The sequence below is a fragment of the Celeribacter sp. ULVN23_4 genome, from assembly GCF_054788345.1.
On record NZ_JBTVYO010000011.1, the window covers coordinates 43,483 to 60,883 of the forward strand.

The 17,401-nt window shown below is 58.4% G+C and carries 15 protein-coding genes and 1 pseudogene; 10 read left to right on the forward strand and 6 right to left on the reverse strand.

Features of this window, described 5'->3' with window-relative positions; translation table 11 throughout:
• From ACYBHZ_RS17995 to ACYBHZ_RS18020, 6 genes are all read right to left on the reverse strand, one after another.
• Nucleotides 1-999 carry an ABC transporter ATP-binding protein gene (locus tag ACYBHZ_RS17995; RefSeq protein ID WP_460275688.1) on the reverse strand — a complete coding sequence of 333 codons (999 nt, stop codon included), beginning with the start codon at nucleotides 997-999 and terminating at the stop codon, nucleotides 1-3.
• The gene (locus tag ACYBHZ_RS18000; RefSeq protein WP_460275689.1) at nucleotides 999-1,907 is read right to left on the reverse strand and encodes an ABC transporter permease; all 909 of its coding nucleotides are present in this window, start codon (nucleotides 1,905-1,907) and stop codon (nucleotides 999-1,001) included. Before ACYBHZ_RS18000 ends, ACYBHZ_RS17995 begins: the two co-directional genes overlap by 1 nt.
• Complete coding sequence (locus ACYBHZ_RS18005) at nucleotides 1,907-2,881, reverse strand: ABC transporter permease (RefSeq protein ID WP_460275690.1); 975 nt, start codon at nucleotides 2,879-2,881, stop codon at nucleotides 1,907-1,909. Before ACYBHZ_RS18005 ends, ACYBHZ_RS18000 begins: the two co-directional genes overlap by 1 nt.
• Before the next feature lie 49 nt (nucleotides 2,882-2,930).
• On the reverse strand, nucleotides 2,931-4,526 hold the full coding sequence (locus ACYBHZ_RS18010) for an ABC transporter substrate-binding protein (RefSeq protein ID WP_460275691.1): 1,596 nt from the start codon (nucleotides 4,524-4,526) through the stop codon (nucleotides 2,931-2,933).
• Nucleotides 4,527-4,855: 329 nt separating this feature from the next.
• Entirely contained in the window at nucleotides 4,856-5,776 is a 921-nt protein-coding gene (locus ACYBHZ_RS18015; protein ID WP_460275692.1) for a LysR family transcriptional regulator, read from the reverse strand.
• Nucleotides 5,767-6,711 carry a LysR family transcriptional regulator gene (locus tag ACYBHZ_RS18020; protein WP_460275693.1) on the reverse strand — a complete coding sequence of 315 codons (945 nt, stop codon included), beginning with the start codon at nucleotides 6,709-6,711 and terminating at the stop codon, nucleotides 5,767-5,769. The genes ACYBHZ_RS18015 and ACYBHZ_RS18020 overlap by 10 nt, the downstream gene beginning before the upstream one ends.
• Before the next feature lie 242 nt (nucleotides 6,712-6,953).
• Here ACYBHZ_RS18020 and ACYBHZ_RS18025 point away from each other — a divergent pair.
• The 10 genes and pseudogenes from ACYBHZ_RS18025 to ACYBHZ_RS18070 all read left to right on the forward strand — a co-directional run.
• Nucleotides 6,954-7,422: pseudogene (locus ACYBHZ_RS18025) on the forward strand (IS6 family transposase); the annotation flags it as partial.
• Between the two features lie 193 nt (nucleotides 7,423-7,615).
• Nucleotides 7,616-8,905, forward strand: coding sequence for a flavin-containing monooxygenase (locus ACYBHZ_RS18030; RefSeq protein ID WP_460275694.1), 1,290 nt, complete (start codon nucleotides 7,616-7,618; stop codon nucleotides 8,903-8,905).
• Nucleotides 8,906-9,187: 282 nt separating this feature from the next.
• Entirely contained in the window at nucleotides 9,188-10,801 is a 1,614-nt protein-coding gene (locus ACYBHZ_RS18035) for a GMC family oxidoreductase (RefSeq protein WP_460275695.1), read from the forward strand.
• Nucleotides 10,802-10,840: 39 nt separating this feature from the next.
• Entirely contained in the window at nucleotides 10,841-11,926 is a 1,086-nt protein-coding gene (locus ACYBHZ_RS18040; protein WP_460275696.1) for an ABC transporter ATP-binding protein, read from the forward strand.
• Complete coding sequence (locus ACYBHZ_RS18045; protein ID WP_460275697.1) at nucleotides 11,923-12,798, forward strand: ABC transporter permease; 876 nt, start codon at nucleotides 11,923-11,925, stop codon at nucleotides 12,796-12,798. The genes ACYBHZ_RS18040 and ACYBHZ_RS18045 overlap by 4 nt, the downstream gene beginning before the upstream one ends.
• On the forward strand, nucleotides 12,795-13,595 hold the full coding sequence (locus ACYBHZ_RS18050) for an ABC transporter permease (RefSeq protein WP_460275698.1): 801 nt from the start codon (nucleotides 12,795-12,797) through the stop codon (nucleotides 13,593-13,595). The genes ACYBHZ_RS18045 and ACYBHZ_RS18050 overlap by 4 nt, the downstream gene beginning before the upstream one ends.
• Nucleotides 13,596-13,655: 60 nt before the next feature.
• Nucleotides 13,656-14,669: an extracellular solute-binding protein gene (locus ACYBHZ_RS18055; RefSeq protein ID WP_460275699.1), complete on the forward strand. Its 1,014-nt coding sequence runs from the start codon at nucleotides 13,656-13,658 to the stop codon at nucleotides 14,667-14,669.
• Between the two features lie 73 nt (nucleotides 14,670-14,742).
• Complete coding sequence (locus ACYBHZ_RS18060) at nucleotides 14,743-15,180, forward strand: RidA family protein (RefSeq protein WP_460275700.1); 438 nt, start codon at nucleotides 14,743-14,745, stop codon at nucleotides 15,178-15,180.
• Nucleotides 15,181-15,184: 4 nt separating this feature from the next.
• Nucleotides 15,185-15,859: a DUF1028 domain-containing protein gene (locus ACYBHZ_RS18065; protein WP_460275701.1), complete on the forward strand. Its 675-nt coding sequence runs from the start codon at nucleotides 15,185-15,187 to the stop codon at nucleotides 15,857-15,859.
• 47 nt (nucleotides 15,860-15,906) lie between these two features.
• Nucleotides 15,907-17,400, forward strand: coding sequence for an aldehyde dehydrogenase (locus ACYBHZ_RS18070; RefSeq protein WP_460275702.1), 1,494 nt, complete (start codon nucleotides 15,907-15,909; stop codon nucleotides 17,398-17,400).
• Nucleotide 17,401 lies beyond the last annotated feature (1 nt).

Consider the following 17,401-nt stretch of genomic DNA (forward strand, 5'->3'; position numbering starts at 1 on the left):
TTATGCTCCCTGAGGATGCCAGCAGCGGATCGACTGGGCCTGTTCATATTGAGTCAGCTCTGGCATTCGCTGACAGGAGGGGCTCGCAAAAGCGCAGCGCTCCCGGAAAGAGCATCCCTCTGGCAGGTTCAAAAGCGACGGGGTTGAGCCGGGGATGCGCGCCAAGCGCTGTCCGCGCGTTTCGTGCATCGGCACGGAGCCCATGAGACCACGCGTATAGGGGTGGCGTGGTTGCTGGATGACTTCGGCGGTGGTGCCTTCCTCTACGATACGGCCCGCGTACATGACGGCCAAACGATCCGCCATTCCGGCGACGACAGCCAAGTCATGCGTGACCCAGATCATCGCGGTCCCGGTGTCACGGCAAAGCGTTTGAAGCTCGTAGATGATCTGGCTCTGGATTGAGACATCGAGCGCGGTTGTGGGTTCATCCGCAACGATGAGCCGGGGCTTGTTCAAAAGCGCGATGGCGATTGCCACCCGTTGACGCATCCCGCCGGACAGTTCGAAGGGGTAGGCGCGCAAGCGCTCTTCGGCGGATGGAATACCCACCATATCGAGCGCATCTTTGGCCCGTCTGCGAGCTTGCGCCTTGGAGCAGGCTTCATGCGCGCGCACGGCCTCGATCATTTGCGTTTCAATTCGCAAAGTCGGGTTCAGGGTCATCGACGGATCCTGAAAGATCATCGCGATGTCCTTGCCCCGCATGCGGCGTTGCTCTTCTGCGGAGAGCTGGGTCAGATCGCGCCCGTCGAGCAGAATGCGTCCCGAAGCGATCCGCCCGGGCGGATCAATGAGACCCATCATAGAATAGCCAGTAACTGATTTGCCCGAACCGCTTTCGCCGACGAGGCCAAGGATTTCGCCCTCATAGAGCTCAAGGTCCACACCATCGACCGCACGCGCGATGCCTGCGCGGGTATCGAACCATGTCTGAAGTTTTTCGATTTTAAGAACGGGCGCGCCCAGATCGGCGTCTCTGTTATGCATGTTCGTCATCAGGCGTTCCTCGGGTTCAGAATGTCGCGCAAGTGGTCGCCTGCGAGATTGATGCCCATGATCACAAGGGCCAAAGCGATGCCGGGAAAGATCGAAATCCAGTAAGCCCCTGACATCAGAAATTCGAAGCCATTCGAAATCAGCATGCCGAGGGAGGGCTGTGTGACCGGAACGCCAACACCAAGGAAAGACAGGGTTGCTTCCACAGCAATGGCGGCGGCGAGATCAATCAGGGCGATGACGATCAGAGGGGGCAGGCAATTGGGGAGAAGGTGGCGCAGTATGATGCGTGGCGCGGAGAGGTTCAGGCAGCGCACGGCGAGAATATATTCTCGGTTGCGTTCCACCAAAGCCGCCCCGCGTGCGGTTCGTGCAAAATATGGCCACTGTGCAATGATCAGCGCCAAGATGACTTTGTCTACGCCTTGGCCCAGAATGGCGAGTAGGACGAGTGCAACAAGGATGGCGGGGAAGGAAAGCTGAATGTCTACGATCCGCATCAGCACCGCATCGAGAAACCCGCCAAAATAGGCTGCACTCAACCCGGCCACCAGACCGATGGCCATGGAGAGACCGACGGAGGAAAAGGCGACAAGCAGGCTGGTGCGGAGGCCGTAAAGGATTGAGGAGAACACGTCGCGCCCTTGGCCATCTGTGCCAAGAAGGTAATGCGTCCCCGTCATTTCGCCGACTGAGCCCGGTGGCAGGATGCTGTCGAAAATGTCCAACGAGGCAATGTCATAGGGGTTTTGCGGGGCAATCCATGGTGCGAAGGCCGCAGCGAAAACGGAAAGACCCACAAGAATGAGGCCGAATACGGCAAGCCAGTTTTCGAAAAAGCGGACTCTGAGTTGTGCGAAACGGCTGGGTTTCTTCGCGGGGGGAGTGAGTGTTGTGGTGTTGGTCATTAGTCGCGACCCTTTTCGCGCGCAGCGGGATCAAGCCAAAGATAGGCGAGGTCCACAATGAGGTTCAGGAAAACAAGGAAAACGACCATCAGCAGGAGGTAGGCGACCACGACGGGGCGATCGAGCGTGAGGATCGAGTCGATGAGTAGTTTGCCCATGCCCGGCCATGAAAAGATGGATTCCGTGACAACGGCGAAAGCGGCAGTACGGCCGAATTCAAGCCCGATAACTGTGATCAGCGGCACCATGATGTTTTTGAGAAGATGCACGCCCACGATGCGGTTGCGGCGAAGCCCTTTGGCGCGCGCGAACTTGATATATTCCTGCCCGGCCACTTCCCGCGTCGCCGCACGAGCCACACGGATAATCAGGGCCATTTTGGTCAAGGACAAAGTGATGGCTGGCAGAAGCAGGTGATGGAGTCCATCGAGCGTGAGAAAGCTGAGCGAAACTGGGCCTAGATCGACGGTGTCGCCGCGCCCCGATGCGGGGACCCAGCCGAGACCGACGGCAAAGACGAGAATGAGGACGAGCGCCACCCAGAAATTGGGAAGGCTGAAGCCCAGAATGGATCCCGCCATGATCGTTTTGCTTGAGGGCGCGTCCGGGCGCAAACCTGCAAGAATGCCAAGGGGAAGGCCGATGCCGGTCGCAAGGATCATCGAGAAGATGACGAGTTCGAAGGTTGCTGGCATGCGCTGAAGGATGAGTTCCATCGCGGGGGCACCGGTCAGGAAGCTATTGCCGAGGTCGCCATGGACTGCGTCGCGCATAAAGGATGCGTATTGTACGAGAAACGAACGGTCGAGACCGAGGGCCTGACGCACGGCTTCTTTTTCGATGTCTGTCGCATCTGGGCTGACCAGCATCTGGACGGGGTCTCCAATGACGAAGAGGCCCGCAAAGACCAAAAGCGTCATGACGAGGACCACGACCAGGGATTGTAGGATTCTGTTGATGATGAAGGCTTGCATCGATGGGCTCCGGTGAGAGGAAGGGGCGACGCGCGCCCCTTCCAAGAGGTTATTTTACGCTGTGAACGTCTTGCGGAAGCGTGCTCTGATCCGCGCGGGCTTCGTAGGTGAGGCCGGTGCGCAGAGCCCAGAGAGGTTTTTCGAAGTGCAGCGGCAGCAGGGCGAAATCGTCGAGTACGATCTTGTCGGCCTTGGACAGCATTTCTTCGCGGGTTGCGGGATCCATGGTGGTGGCCCCAGTCAAAACCAGCTCATCGACCTCCGGGTTGGAATAGCCGGAGTTGTTGGCCGTCCCGATGCCCTGTTCGGGGTCGCGGGTGACTACGAGAGCCTTGAGGGTGGTGCCAACCTCACCCGAGTTGTTACCCCAAGACGCGAGATAAACGCTGTAGGCAAGGCCATAGTAGTTTTTGAAGAACACCGAAGGTGTGCTGGCCTCGACTGTGGTGCGGATGCCGATGCGGGACCACATCGCGGCCAAGGTTTGCGCAATGCGGGCGTCGTTTACGTAGCGGCCCGACGGAGTGCCCAGAACCAGATCGAACCCGTCGGAGTAACCGGCCTCTGCCAGCAGTGCCTTGGCTTTTTCGATGTCAGCGGCGGGGGCTTCGGTATGGCTCGGATCAGCTCCGAACATGGTGGAGGGGACAAAATCGCCTGCTGCCTCGGCTGCGCCACCCATCACGCGGGTAACGATGGCATTGCGGTCGATGGCGAGCGACATAGCTTCGCGCACGCGGTGGTCTTTGAACGGATTGTTGTCGACACCCGACACTCCGGGCGTTTCGTCCCGCGCCTGATCCATGCCGACGTAAAGCACGCGAGCCGGCGGCCCCGCGATGACGGTGACGTCCGGATTAGATTTCATCTTTTCAAGATCAGTGGTGGGCGGAGATTCCATCAAGTCGATGTCGCCTGCCAAGAGTGCTGCCGAGCGCGAAGCAGGATTGATCATCGGCAGATAGATGACGTGATCCCATTCCGGTGCGTCCCCATGGAAGTTTTCATTGCGCGACAGCACAAGGCTTGCGCCATGTTCCCAGCTGTCGAACTTGTAGGGGCCGGACCCGATCAGACCTTCGCCGCGGTTGAGTTCCGTCGTGGTCTTGCCTTCCGGAGCATCTCCTGATGCTGCGGCTTTGGACATGATCGGAAGATATGCGAGATCATTCACCAGAAGGGGGTAGGGCGCTTTTGTTGTGATCTTCACAGTTGTCGGATCGATAGCTTCAACACTGGCGATTTGCCGAGTGAAGAGTGTGAAGGGGCTTGGGCTATTGGGCACCTTTGCCACGCGGTCGAGTGAGAAGACGACATCCTCTGCCGTGAGTTTGCTTCCGTCAGAGAAGGATACATCGGGATCAAGATGGAAAATCCATTCCGTGCCGTCGAATTCCCAACTTTGGGCAATTTCAGGCTCAATGCCGAGTTCTGTGTCCTGCGCCACAAGCGGTTCAAAGATTGCCATCGAGATTTGCATGTTGCTGGCGAGCACATGGAACTGCGGGTCAAGCGATGTCGGTTCACTTTTAAGGCCGATTGTGAGGTCGGCAGCTTGTGCTGACGTGAGAAGCGCAAGGCTGCTTACGGCGGTCACAGCGCCTGCACGAAGTATGTTGCCGAAGCATTTCGTGATCGAAGTCATGGGTCCATCCTGTTGGTGTATAAGGTGTCTTGGCCACCAAGTTGGACCGGACCACAATACACCAGCGGCTCAGATCTGAAGATCTGGCCCAACCCTCGTGGGAAAAAGGACGAGTTGGCTGTTTTGATGTTGCGATCCTATTGGCCCATCCGGGAGCAACTCAACCCTATTCGGTGGTCGTCATATGACGCAAATGAATAGAAATTCAAAAGATAAAACTTTTAGTTATATGTGAGTTGTGCAGAAAATGGTCCGCGGCTCATAAAATATGATGCAAAACAAATGGATGATGCTAAATCATTTTAAATGATTTTACTGATTTGTCGTATTTATTGGGGCAAGCAAGCGACGAAAGGCTCTGCGTAGATGGTACGCAGACGCCGTAGGAATGCTTTTACAAGCGGGCGTTTGGCGCCGTTGGCGCGATAGACCGCATGAATTTCGCGGGTCCATGTCGGAACACTCAGGCGCAAGGGGACCAATTGCTGCATCTCTGAAAAGGATGTCAGCGCGGTCCGCGGCACGAAGGACAACCATTCGGTGCCCTCAAGCATTGGGATCAGAAACGTATTCGAGGTCGTGGTGCAGACAGCTTTGGGGGCTGGCAAGCTCGCCATGAGGAACATGTTTTCGAGGATGCTCAAATCGTTTTCGCCGCTGATAGGGAGCACCCACACGAAATCGACTAGGTCTTTGAGATCAACCGTTGAACGACGGGCCAGCGGGTGTGTGCGGTCTGCGATGATTTCCATCGGCGTACGGGTCAGAAGTTCTGTGTCGACGAGGCCAACGTCTTGAGGCTGTAGCCCCGAGACCAACGCGATATCGATGCGCCCCTCGTGAAGGGCGCTCATCAGTCCACGGTTGGTTTCTGCTGTGACGCTGACTACGACATTCGGGTGATCGAGCAGAAAATCTTTCGTAACGCGAGGCACCATTACACGCACCTCAGAGACCAGAGCTCCAATCCGAATGGATCCGCGTTTCGCGCCGCGCATTTCATCCAATTGATCCCGCACATCACTGCTCAGGCTGAGAACCTGATCGGCATAGAGCAGAAAGCGTTCCCCGAATTCTGTCAGGGTCACCCCGGAGCTGCTCCGATGAAAAAGGGCAACGCCCAGATCAGTTTCCAAGGTGCGTATGGATTTGCTCAGTGCAGGTTGTGTGAGACTCAGATGCTCGGCTGCGGCGGCGAAACTCGCGTGGCGTGCAACGGCCTCGAAATGTCGGATTTGTCTTAGGTCCAAGCTGGGCTCGCTTTCGGATTGTAGTCAGGTGGCACCATAGAAGTCAGGAGCGATACGATTATCCCGTGCAGCCATTGTATCCCGGGGTCTGACTGGAATTGAACATGATAGTGTACTGCCACATTCGTTTGGGGAACGCTGAAGGGCAGAGCAGAGAAGTAAAAACCGCCTTGAGCATTCGCATGGAGCGCTGGCGAATATGGGAAGAGCGCCACCAAGTCTGTCTCACGGACAATTTTGGGTATGGATGCATAATGCGCGGTCGTCATGACGACCTTCCGCTTGACGTGAAACTCTTCCAATGTCCGCTTAGCGACCGCAAATCCCGGCGCATCATCCTGTATGTCAACAAAGCGCAGTCTTGCCATTTCCTCAAGCGTGAGGGGCCTTCCCGCTTTCGGATGATCTTTGGACATAAGGCACACGAAGCTATCTTGCCAAAGAGACGTACTCTTAATGCCATCAGCCGCGGCATCAGGGATATGGCCGAGTGCCAGATCAGTTTGGCCAGAGCGCAATTGACCTATGACGGATGTGGAGTCCAACGGATTAATCGCGATCTGGATGCTTGGCGCGCTGTCCTGCAATTCTGCCGCGAGTTTTGGCAGTAAGTTGGTTTCCGCGATATCAGACATGGTGAGGCTGAAGCGGCGGTTCGAGGTTTTGGGATCGAAGGCTTGATCGGAGTGAACCGTTGCGGCGATTGTCTCGAGTGCTTGCCGAAGCGGCCTGTAAAGATCTTTCGCCTTTTGTGTCGGCTCCATCATGTTGGCTGCGCGAAGGAAAAGCGGGTCGGAATACAAGTCTCTCAAGCGCCGAAGCGACTGACTCACAGCTGGCTGTGTCAGCTTCAGATTCTCGGCCGCGAGCGTGACAGAACGGTGGTCCCAGATTGCGATAAAGACGCGCACGAGGTTCAAGTCGAAATGGCTCATAGCTGTTCCTCGGTGCAGGTCCTACAGGCGAGGGCCGGTTTATTGGCTCTCCTCGTGTTGAGTGTCGCTATAATTCTAGTGGCCCGGCGGCCCAGACTGCAAGGGGCAGACTTTCATAGTGGTGTGGTGATCAAATGGGCAGTGTCACAAGAACTTGGCTTGAGCGGGGCAGGGCCGTCTCGTAGCCTTGTGCGATATTCAAACGTGCTCCTGCCAAATAGTTCAAAACGAGCCCTGAGATCATGCGTCTGGCTGTGATCTTCTACGTTCGATGCCCGCTGTCGCTTGGGGATGTTGAAGATTTGCTGCACACGCTGGGTATCGATGTGAGCCACGAAGCTGTCCGATTTTGGTGGCGGCGGTTTGGCCCAATGTTTGCCGCAAAGATCAGAAAGCGCGGCGTTGAGGGTATGAGACCGAGCCATTGGCGATGGCATCTAGGCGAAATCTTCGTGAAAAATAACGGTGAACGGCACTACTTGTTGCGGGCCGTGGATCGCGAGGGCGAAGTTTTGGAAAGCTTTGTCACAAAGATACGAGATAAGCGTGTGGCATTGAAATTATTAAGAAAAGCAATGCGCAAACACGTACGGCCAGAAGTGATCGTGACCGACAATCTCCGCTCTTATGGGGCTGGATTGCATGAAGTCGGTGCCACGCGCGATGCTGTGTTTCCGGCGCATGCGAAGTTTGCAGAAATTTGCCGCGGTCTCTGTACGGAATAATGGGCCGTGCCGCTGTCCAAGCCGAGATGAGCTCGAATTTGGCACACACATGCCTTGATTAGCTGAAACAAAATCAAGGCTTCAGTAAATCATGTTTTTCGCTCCTTCGGAGGCTCCATAGGATCAGGACAAAGTCCGCGGCAAGCGGTCGAAGCACTGTTTCTGGGAAAGGATTGGGAATGACGATCGAAAAGGTCGAAACATTGATTGTAGGTGCGGGTCAGGCGGGGGTCGCCATGTGCGAACACCTTGGCAAGCTGGGCATTTCTCATGTCGCTCTTGAGCGTTCGCGCATTGCCGAGCGCTGGCGCAGCGAGCGCTGGGATTCTCTCGTCGCCAATGGTCCGGCCTGGCACGACCGCTTTCCGGGGCAGGAATTTGATGGCTTCGGTCAGGACGAATTCGTCCCCAAGGAAGACGTGGCCGATTATTTTGAACGCTACGCTGCTCGCATTGACGCGCCCATCCGCTGTGGCGTCGAGGTCAAATCCGTGCGTAAGAACGAGGGGCGTCCGGGGTTCACCGTCAAGACCTCTGAGGGCACCTATGAGGCCAACAGTGTCGTGGCTGCGACGGGGCCGTTTCAGACCCCGGTGATCCCCAATGTGATCGCCAAAGACGCGCCTGTGACCCAGATGCATTCCAGTGCTTACCGCAATCCCGCGCAGCTCGAAGAGGGCGCTGTTTTGGTGGTTGGCGCCGGGTCGTCCGGTGTACAGATCGCCGAGGAGCTGATGACCTCCGGGCGCAAGGTTTACCTTTCTGTCGGGCCCCATGATCGCCCGCCGCGCAGCTATCGTGGGCGTGATTTCGTCTGGTGGCTGGGCGTTCTTGGCCTTTGGGATGCGGCCGCGATGGAGCCGGGCAAGGAACATGTGACGATTGCCGTGAGCGGTGCCGATGGTGGCAAAACCATCGACTTTCGCGATCTGGCGGCGCGCGGCATGACGCTTGTCGGGCGCACCAACACCTATGCCGATGGCAAGGTCAGCTTTGGTGACGATCTGGTTAAAAACGTCAATGGGGGTGACGAAAACCTGCGCTCCCTCATGGATGCGGCAGATGCCTATATCGAACGCAACGGGCTTGATCTGCCCGAGGAGCCGTCCGCCCGGATCAAACGCCCGGACCCGGAGTGCATGACGCACCCGCTCAAAGAGCTTGATCTGGTCGAGGCGGGGATCAAAACGGTGATCTGGTCCACCGGCTTTGGTCAGGATTTCAGCTGGCTTGAGGTCGATGCCTTCGATGAGGATGGCAAACCTGCGCATCAACGCGGTGTGTCCACCGAGCAAGGTGTCTATTTCCTCGGCCTGCCTTGGCTGTCGCGGCGTGGCTCGACCTTTATCTGGGGCGTTTGGCATGATGCGAAATACATCGCCGACCATATCGCCACGCGCATGACCTACGCGGCCTATGGCGGGCCGGAAACCCAGTCCGAAGAGGCCGGAAAAGTCGCCAACGGCTAAGCCTTATCGCTTCCTCCCCCGAGACGCCCTGACCGCATGTCGGTCAGGGCGTCTTTGTTTGTAACGGTGCTGTTCTTCCTGTTTTGAGAGTCAAATTGATTATCTGAGTGGCGTTGGTGACTAATTTTTGGGCGACCCTTGTAGGGGTGTCATGCGTGATCTGTGTAAGTGTATGATTTCATTTATATTAGTCATTTCCTAATCATCAAGTTACTTCTTACGAATGGGAAAGGGCCCGGCTCTGCTGGCACTAAAAACCTCAAAGACCGCAACAAGGTCCCAATGCACGAGGTCCCAATGCTCAGTGACAGCTTTGACTATATCATCATCGGCGCAGGCTCTGCCGGGTGCGTTCTGGCCAATCGGCTCTCGAAGGACCCGAAGACCCGCGTGTGTATTGTCGAAGCCGGGGGCAAGGACGACGCGTTGCGCGTGCGCGTCCCGGCGGGCATTCTGTCGCTCTATAACGATCCGAAATACGACTACGGCTACATGAGTGTGCCGCAGCCGGAGCTGAACGGGCGGCGCATTCCGATGAACCGGGGCAAGGCGCTGGGCGGCTCCTCTGCGATCAACTCGATGCTCTATATTCGCGGCGCCTCCTCGGATTACGACGAATGGGCTGAACTGGGCTGTGCGGGCTGGTCGTGGAACGATGTGCTGCCGGTCTTCAAGGATTTGGAAAACAACCACATCGGTCAGGACCCGGCCTATCACGGCACGGGCGGCGAGCTGCATGTCAACGAACACCGCGACCCGAACCCGGTGGGCCGCATGTTCATCAAGGCCGGGAAGGCAACGGGACTCGAAGAGAACACCGATATGAACAGCGGCACTCAGGAGGGGCTGGGCATCTACAACGTCACGCAGCATGACGGGATGCGTTGGTCGTCTTACCGTGCGTTCCTGCACCCGGTGCGGGACCGCGCGAACCTGACGATCTTGACCGGGACCGACACGAAAAAGGTCATTGTCGAGAACGGGTGTGCGACGGGTGTCGAGGTCTCCGGGCCGGAGGGCGCACGGGTGTTCAAGGCCGCGAAAGAGGTGATCCTCTCGGCAGGCGCGATCAATTCGCCCGAGCTTTTGCTCCGCTCCGGGATCGGTCCGGCGGAGAACCTGATTTCTGCGGGCGTCGCAGTGGTGCATGATCTTCCCGGCGTCGGGCAGAACCTGCGCGATCACGTCGATGGCATGATCACGGTGCGCTCCAACTCTGCGAAAACGCTGGGCCTGTCGGTCAAGAACCTGCCCTCGATGATCGCGGCACCTTTCCGCTGGCTGACTGGGCGCAAGGGCATGTTTGCCACCAATTACGTCGAGGCGGGCGGCTTTGCGCGCACGAAATACGCCAATGATAATCCCGACATTCAGTTCCATTTCGTCCCCGGCTATCGCAGCCACCGGGGCCGGGTGATTGAATACGGTCACGGCTATGCAGTGCACACCTGTGTTCTGCGTCCGAAATCCATCGGCGAAATCCGCCTCGGCAAAACTGGCGATCTGGAGATCGACCCGAAATTCTTCTCCGACCCGCAGGACGCCACGGTTCTGGTCGAAGGCATCAAAACCGCGCGGGCCATTCTGGGCGACAGCACCTTTGACGACATCCGCGGCAAGGAGATGTTGCCGGGGGATGCGGTGAAAACCGATGCGCAAATTCTCGACTATCTCAAACGCGAGGCGCTGACTGTGTTCCATCCGGTCGGCACCTGCAAAATGGGCACGGATGAGATGGCGGTGACCGATCCGGCGACGCTGAAGGTGCGTGGGGTCGAGGGGCTTCGGGTGGCGGATGCCTCGGTCATGCCCACGCTGATCGGCGGCAACACCAATGCGCCAACGATGATGATCGGCGAGAAATGCGCCCGCATGATCCTGTCTGACGCCGCCTAAAAATAAAGGCCCCCAAGAGCCATATAAAAGGACCAACGCATGAGCTGTCCCTCCGCGATCGAAGTCGTGAACGTGTCGAAACATTTCGGCGATTACGTCGCGCTCGACCATGTCGATTTCAAGATTTTCCAGAACGAGTTCTTCACGCTTTTGGGGCCGTCGGGCTGTGGCAAGACCACGCTTTTACGGATGATCGCGGGGTTCGAGACGCCGAGTGCCGGGACTCTGTTGCTCAACGGCAAAGAGATCGCCCAGATGCCCGCGCACAAGCGCCGGGTGAACACGGTGTTCCAGAACTACGCACTGTTCCCGCATATGACGCTGAGCCAGAACATTGCCTTCGGGCTTGAGAACCTCGGCTGGGACAAGGCGCGCATTCGCGAGCGTGTGGGGCGGATGCTGGAGATGGTCCATATGGAGCAATTCGCCAGCCGCAAGCCCGATCAGCTTTCGGGGGGGCAGCGTCAAAGGATTGCGCTGGCGCGTGCGCTGGCGTCCGAGCCGGAGGTGTTGTTGTTGGACGAGCCGCTCTCCGCGCTCGATCTCAAACTGCGGCAGGCGATGCGCAATGAGCTGCGCACATTGCAGCGCGACACAGGCATCACCTTTGTCTTCGTGACCCATGATCAGGAAGAGGCGCTCGACATGTCCGACCGGATCGCGGTGATGGGGAAGGGGCGGGTGCAGCAAATCGGCAGCCCGAACGAGATTTACGAGGACCCGAAGAACCGCTTTGTCGCGGATTTCATCGGCGACACGAATTTCCTTGAGGGCGAGGTCATTGCGATCAATGGCGAGACCGCGACCATCCGCACCGCTCTTGGTGTCGATGTGACAACGAGTTTTGAAAGCCTTACGGGCACAGGCACCGGAACAGTCCCCGCCACCATGTCGATCCGCCCCGAAAAGATCGGCATGGCGGATCAGGCGGAAGGGCTTTTGTTCACCGGCACGATACGCGCGCGCAACTACCTTGGCGGGTTTACGCATTACACGGTGCAGGTCGGAGACGTCATGCTGCGCCTGTCGCGGCGGAATTTCCAAACCCATCAGGACACGATGGAAATCGGCAGCGAAGTCGAAATCGGCTTTCGCGAGATCAACGCAAGGATTTTGGGTCAATGAGCCGGGCGTTTCGGTTCTGGGGCCTTGTTCCCGCATGGGCGTTGATGGCGCTGACCCTCATCGTTCCGATCCTGATCGTGGCGGGCGTGAGCGTGGCCGAACGTGGGGCTTACGGCGGGTTCAGCTGGTCCTTTGATCTCAGTTCCTATCAGCAGATACTCTTCACCGAGGGCTGGACGGATGAGCTTGAGTTCGATCCGAAATATCTCTGGATCATCGGTCGCACCATTGTGTTTGCCGCAGGGGCCACCGCGATCTGTGTCGCCCTCGCACTGCCCGTCTCCTATTACATCGCCCAGCAATCGGCGCGGGTGAAGACGCTTTTGATCTATCTTGTGACCCTGCCGTTTTGGGTGTCGATGATCGTGCGGGTCTATGCTTGGCTCATTATCCTTGGCAACGATGGCCTGTTCGAACGCGTCTGGCGGCTCTTTGGCGGCGCGGATGTGTCGGGTTTTCTCTTTACACCCGGCGCGATGATCACGGGGATGGTCTATAGCTATATCCCGCTGATGATCCTGCCGGTCTATGCCTCCGTCGAGAAAATCGACCCGGCGCTGATTGAAGCGAGCCATGACCTTTACGGCAGCCGTTGGGTGACGCTCCGGCGGGTGCTTTTGCCGCTCGCGGCACCGGGGCTGACAGCGGGAAGCATCCTTGTGTTCGTGCCCTGCCTCGGCACCGTTTTGGAGCCGATGCTCTTGGGCGGCGGCAAACAACTTATGATGGGGACACTGATCCAGACACAATTCGGCGGCGCGCGCAACTGGCCGTTCGGGGCGGCGATTGCCATGGTGCTTTTGGTCTTTGTCATCCTCGTGCTGCTCCTGAATGCCCGCCGTGCTACCCGTCAGATGGAGGCGTCGCTATGAGCCGCAAACACGATATCCGCGCCTATCCCGGCCTGCGCCCGCTAAGCATTTTGTTCTTTCTCTGGCTCTACCTGCCGATTGCCGTCGTGGTGATCTATTCCTTCAACGCCAACCGGCTTGTGTCCGTCTGGACAGGGTTTTCGACGAAATGGTATGTCACGGCGCTTGAGAATGCCGCGCTGATGGGGGCGCTTGAGATTTCTGTGAAAGTGGCGGTGATCTCAACCGTCTGCGCCACAATGATCGCGCTTTTGGCCGCGCTTGTCCTGACACGCGCGCCCAATCTGAAATTCAAACGCGTGTCCGAGACGGTGGTGAACCTGCCGCTGTTGCTGCCCGAAATCGTGCTGGCTGTGGCGGTTCTGATCCTGTTTTCGCAGATCGGGCTCACCAACGGGTTTTTGAAACTGGTGCTCGCGCATACCGCCTTTTGCACGCCCTTTGCCTTCCTGCCGATCCGCGCGCGGCTTCAGGGCATGTCGCTGGACTTCGAAGAGGCCGCCCGCGATCTCTACGCCACGCCGTTCAAAGCCTTTCGCCGCGTGACCCTGCCGATGATCATGCCGGGGGTGTTTGCAGGCGCGATGACCGCTTTCGTGATGTCGATGGATGATTTCATCACCTCGAACCTGTTGAATTCCGGCGGGGCGACGACGCTTCCGGTCTATATCTTCAGCCTCATTCGCCAGGGTACGACGCCTGAACTGAATGCCATCTCAACCCTTCTCATTCTCGCTTCGCTTCTGCTCGCGACCTTCGTTCTGATCCTGAACGCGCGGGCGATGCGGCGCGAATAATCCGGCCCCTCGCGGCCCCACAACCTGACCCGGACGGGCACCAACATGGAGACTGAACAGATGAAAAAGCTGCTGCTAGCAACCACTTTGATCCTGCCGATGGCGGGCGCTGCCTTCGCCGAGGGCGAAGTCAATATTTACGCCTGGGCGGATTCGATTTCCCCCGATCTTATCGCCAAATTCACCGAGGAAACCGGTATCACCGTGAATGTCGACAGCTTTTCCTCGAACGAGGACGCGCTGACCAAACTTCAGGCCGGGTCTTCGGGCTATGACCTCGTGACGCCGTCCCAGCACTTTGTGAAAATCATGGCCGATGAGGGCCTGCTCGAAGACATCGACGCTGCTGAGATGGATGCCTACGACCAGCTCGACGAGCGCTGGAAAGGCCAGTGGTGGGACCCGGAAAACGACTATTCCATCCCGCTCGCCTACGGCACCGCCGGGTATACCGTGAACCGTGACAAATACGACGGCCCGGTTGACAGCTGGAAAGCCATCTTCGAGCCGACCGATCTGGCGGGCTCCATCGCGCTTCTGTCCTACCCCGATGAAGTGGTCTCCGCCGCTCAGCTTTACCTTGGCGTTGAATTCTGCACCGAGGACAAGGCCGAGATGAAAAAGGTCTACGACCTTCTCTCCGCGCAAAAGCCCGCTGTGACCGCCTATACTTCCGACAACATCGAGAACCGCATCGGGTCGGGCGAAGTGGCTGCGCATTTCTGGTGGGACGGTAACTCCCTGCGCCTGCGCAACGACGGCGCGGATATCGAATTCGCCATGCCGAAAGAGGGCCTCGTTGGTTGGCTCGACAGCTTTGTCGTCCCCGCAGGGGCCGCCAATGTCGACAACGCGAAAGCCTTCATCGAGTTCATGTCCTCCGTCGAGAACGCCACCGAGCAGTATAACTACTACGCCCACTCCGCCCCTGTTGCCATCGACGAGAGCAAAGCGCTCTATACCCCGGAAAACGCCCCGGAACTCTTCCCGACCGTGCCGGTGATCTTTGCTCAGGCCTGTAGCCCGGCCGCGCAGGATCTGGTGACCAAAGTCTGGACGGATCTGTTGCAGTAACCTCCCTGCCTCCCGCTCCGCTTCCCCTAGGGGCGGGAGGATTTTTTCGAAGAACACCGACTGGAGACCAAAGATGGCTCATACGCGTATTCGCACGTTCAACACCAAAGAAACCTATCCCGAGCAGAACCTCGACAACGACCTGTGTCAGGCCGTCGTCACTCAGGGCGGCAAGACCGTCTGGCTGCGCGGCCAATGCCCGCAGAGCTTGGATGATGCGAAGAACATCGAAAGCCACGATCCGGTCGAGCAGACCCATAAGGTCATGCAGAACATCCGCCAACTGATCGAAGAGGCCGGCGGTTCCATGGAACATCTGGTGAAAGTGGTCGTCTACATCACCGACGTGCGCCACCGCGAGGCGGTGTATCGCACCATGGGCGAATATATCAAAGGTGTGCATCCGGTCTCCACCGGGTTGGTCGTGAGCGCCTTGGCCCGTCCCGATTGGCTGGTCGAGATCGACGGCACCGCCGTGATCCCGGACGATTACACCCCGGAAAAGGCATAAGGCGATGACCTTTTCCATCGTTGCACGTTGCGCAGAGACCGGCATGTTCGGGGTGGCGATTTCGTCGTCGTCTCCGGCGGTGGCCGCGCGCTGTTCCTACGCCCGCGCGGGCGTGGGGGCGGTCAGTTCGCAAAACGTCACCGACCCGACCCTCGGCCCGCTCGCGCTCGATTTGATGCAATCTGGCCTCTCTGCCTCTGAGGCGATTGCCAAAGTGAAAGAGAGCGGGAAATTCATCGAGTACCGACAGGTTCTGGCCGTCGACACCAAAGGCGGCACGGCGATCCATTCCGGCCCGAACTCGCTTGGCATCTGGACCGAGGCCAAGGCCGAGAACGTCGCCTCGGGCGGCAATCTTTTGGCCAATGACGGCGTGCCGCAGGCCATTGTGGACGCCTATCTCGCAAGTTCCGGTCACATTGGGGATCGACTGATTGCTGCCATGCGCGCTGGTCTGGCCGCCGGTGGCGAAGCCGGGCCGGTGCATTCGGCGGGTATGATGATCGTGGACAAAGTGTCCTGGCCCGTGGCCGATCTGCGCTGTGATTGGACTGAGGACTGCCCGATTGAAAACATCGCGACCGCCTGGGAGGTCTATAAGCCTCAGCTTGCGGCCTATATCCAGCGCGCCCTCGACCCGCGCGAAGCGCCGTCCTACGGGGTTCCCGGCGACGAATGAGACCTGCGTCCACGCGCGCAAAACCATAGAAAACCAGAGGATTTCCCATGCAGCTAAGCTTTGCCGAGTGGCAGGAAAACGCAAACGCCCTGAACTTTCGGACCAAGGCCTTTATCGACGGGGAATTCGTCGATGCCCTGTCCGGCAAGACTTTTGCCACGATCAACCCGGCCACCGGCGCAGAGATCGCGCAGATCGCGGAAGGCGACGCCGCCGATATCGACCGGGCGGTGAAGGCCGCGCGCGTGGCCTTTGAGGACGGGCGCTGGTCGCGCATGGCGCCGGGGGATCGCAAGGCGGTTCTGTTGAAACTCGCCGATCTCATTCGCGAAAACCTCGTGGAACTGGCGCTGTTGGACTGTCTCGACATGGGCAAGCCGGTGACGGACGCCGCGACCGTGGATGTGCCGGGATCGGCCCATTTCTTTCAATGGTATGCCGAGGCCATCGACAAGATTTATGACGAGGTTGCGCCGACGGGGCAGGGCGATCTGGCGCTTGTGACGCGCGTGCCTTTGGGCGTCGTGGGCGCGGTCGTGCCTTGGAACTTCCCGCTCGACATGGCGACATGGAAATCCGCGCCCGCTTTGGCTGCGGGCAATTCGGTCGTGTTGAAACCCGCCGAACAATCGCCGCTCTCCGCTTTGCGCTTGGCAGAATTGGCGCTTGAGGCCGGGGTGCCGCCGGGCGTGTTCAACGTGGTGCCGGGCTTTGGTGCGACGGCGGGTAAGGCGCTTGGTCTGCACATGGATGTCGATTGTCTGGCCTTCACTGGATCGACCTTTGTGGGCAAGAAATTCATGGAATATTCCGGGCAATCGAACCTGAAACAGGTCTGGCCGGAGACGGGCGGCAAAAGCCCGAACATCATTTTCGCCGATTGCGAAGATTTGGAGGCCGCCGCCGACATGGCCGCTTTCGGGATTTTCTTTAACGGTGGGCAGGTCTGTTCCGCCAACAGCCGCCTCTATGTGGAACGCTCCATTCAGGACAAATTCCTCGCCCTGATGAAAACCCGCGCCGAGGCGCTAAAACCCGGCAATCCGCTCGATCCCGACACGAAACTCGGGGCCATCGTGGATGAAAAACAGACCGAGTCCATCATGGCCCGGATCGAGGCCGCCACAGCCACCTCCCGGCTGGTGTCGGGCGGCGAGCGTGTGCGCCTTGAGGGCAAGGGCTGTTACGTTTCGCCGACGATTTTCGGCGATGTGGCACAGGACGATCCGATTGCGACCGACGAGGTCTTCGGGCCGGTTCTGGCCGTCATCCCCTTCGACGGCGAAGACGAGGTCATCGCCATGGCCAATGATAGCATCTATGGGCTGGCGGCGTCTGTGTGGACCGACAATCTGAGCCGCGCGCTTCGGGTGTCCGAGCGGCTGAATGTCGGCACGGTCTCGATCAACACGGTCGATGCGCTCTCCGCCCAGACGCCGTTTGGGGGCATGAAACAGTCGGGCTTCGGGCGCGATCTGTCGCTTCATTCCTTCGACAAATACACGGCGTTGAAAACCACCTGGATTAAGTACAAACTCTAGG

Excerpts from the sequence above, each read along its gene's own strand:
- ACYBHZ_RS17995 (WP_460275688.1), bottom strand. The coding sequence starts at position 999 with ATGACGAACATGCATAACAGAGACGCCGATCTGGGCGCGCCCGTTCTT.
- ACYBHZ_RS18000 (WP_460275689.1), bottom strand. The coding sequence starts at position 1,907 with ATGACCAACACCACAACACTCACTCCCCCCGCGAAGAAACCCAGCCGT.
- ACYBHZ_RS18005 (WP_460275690.1), bottom strand. The coding sequence starts at position 2,881 with ATGCAAGCCTTCATCATCAACAGAATCCTACAATCCCTGGTCGTGGTC.
- ACYBHZ_RS18010 (WP_460275691.1), bottom strand. The coding sequence starts at position 4,526 with ATGACTTCGATCACGAAATGCTTCGGCAACATACTTCGTGCAGGCGCT.
- ACYBHZ_RS18020 (WP_460275693.1), bottom strand. The coding sequence starts at position 6,711 with ATGAGCCATTTCGACTTGAACCTCGTGCGCGTCTTTATCGCAATCTGG.
- ACYBHZ_RS18030 (WP_460275694.1), top strand. The coding sequence starts at position 7,616 with ATGACGATCGAAAAGGTCGAAACATTGATTGTAGGTGCGGGTCAGGCG.
- ACYBHZ_RS18035 (WP_460275695.1), top strand. The coding sequence starts at position 9,188 with ATGCACGAGGTCCCAATGCTCAGTGACAGCTTTGACTATATCATCATC.
- ACYBHZ_RS18040 (WP_460275696.1), top strand. The coding sequence starts at position 10,841 with ATGAGCTGTCCCTCCGCGATCGAAGTCGTGAACGTGTCGAAACATTTC.
- ACYBHZ_RS18045 (WP_460275697.1), top strand. The coding sequence starts at position 11,923 with ATGAGCCGGGCGTTTCGGTTCTGGGGCCTTGTTCCCGCATGGGCGTTG.
- ACYBHZ_RS18050 (WP_460275698.1), top strand. The coding sequence starts at position 12,795 with ATGAGCCGCAAACACGATATCCGCGCCTATCCCGGCCTGCGCCCGCTA.
- ACYBHZ_RS18055 (WP_460275699.1), top strand. The coding sequence starts at position 13,656 with ATGAAAAAGCTGCTGCTAGCAACCACTTTGATCCTGCCGATGGCGGGC.
- ACYBHZ_RS18060 (WP_460275700.1), top strand. The coding sequence starts at position 14,743 with ATGGCTCATACGCGTATTCGCACGTTCAACACCAAAGAAACCTATCCC.
- ACYBHZ_RS18065 (WP_460275701.1), top strand. The coding sequence starts at position 15,185 with ATGACCTTTTCCATCGTTGCACGTTGCGCAGAGACCGGCATGTTCGGG.
- ACYBHZ_RS18070 (WP_460275702.1), top strand. The coding sequence starts at position 15,907 with ATGCAGCTAAGCTTTGCCGAGTGGCAGGAAAACGCAAACGCCCTGAAC.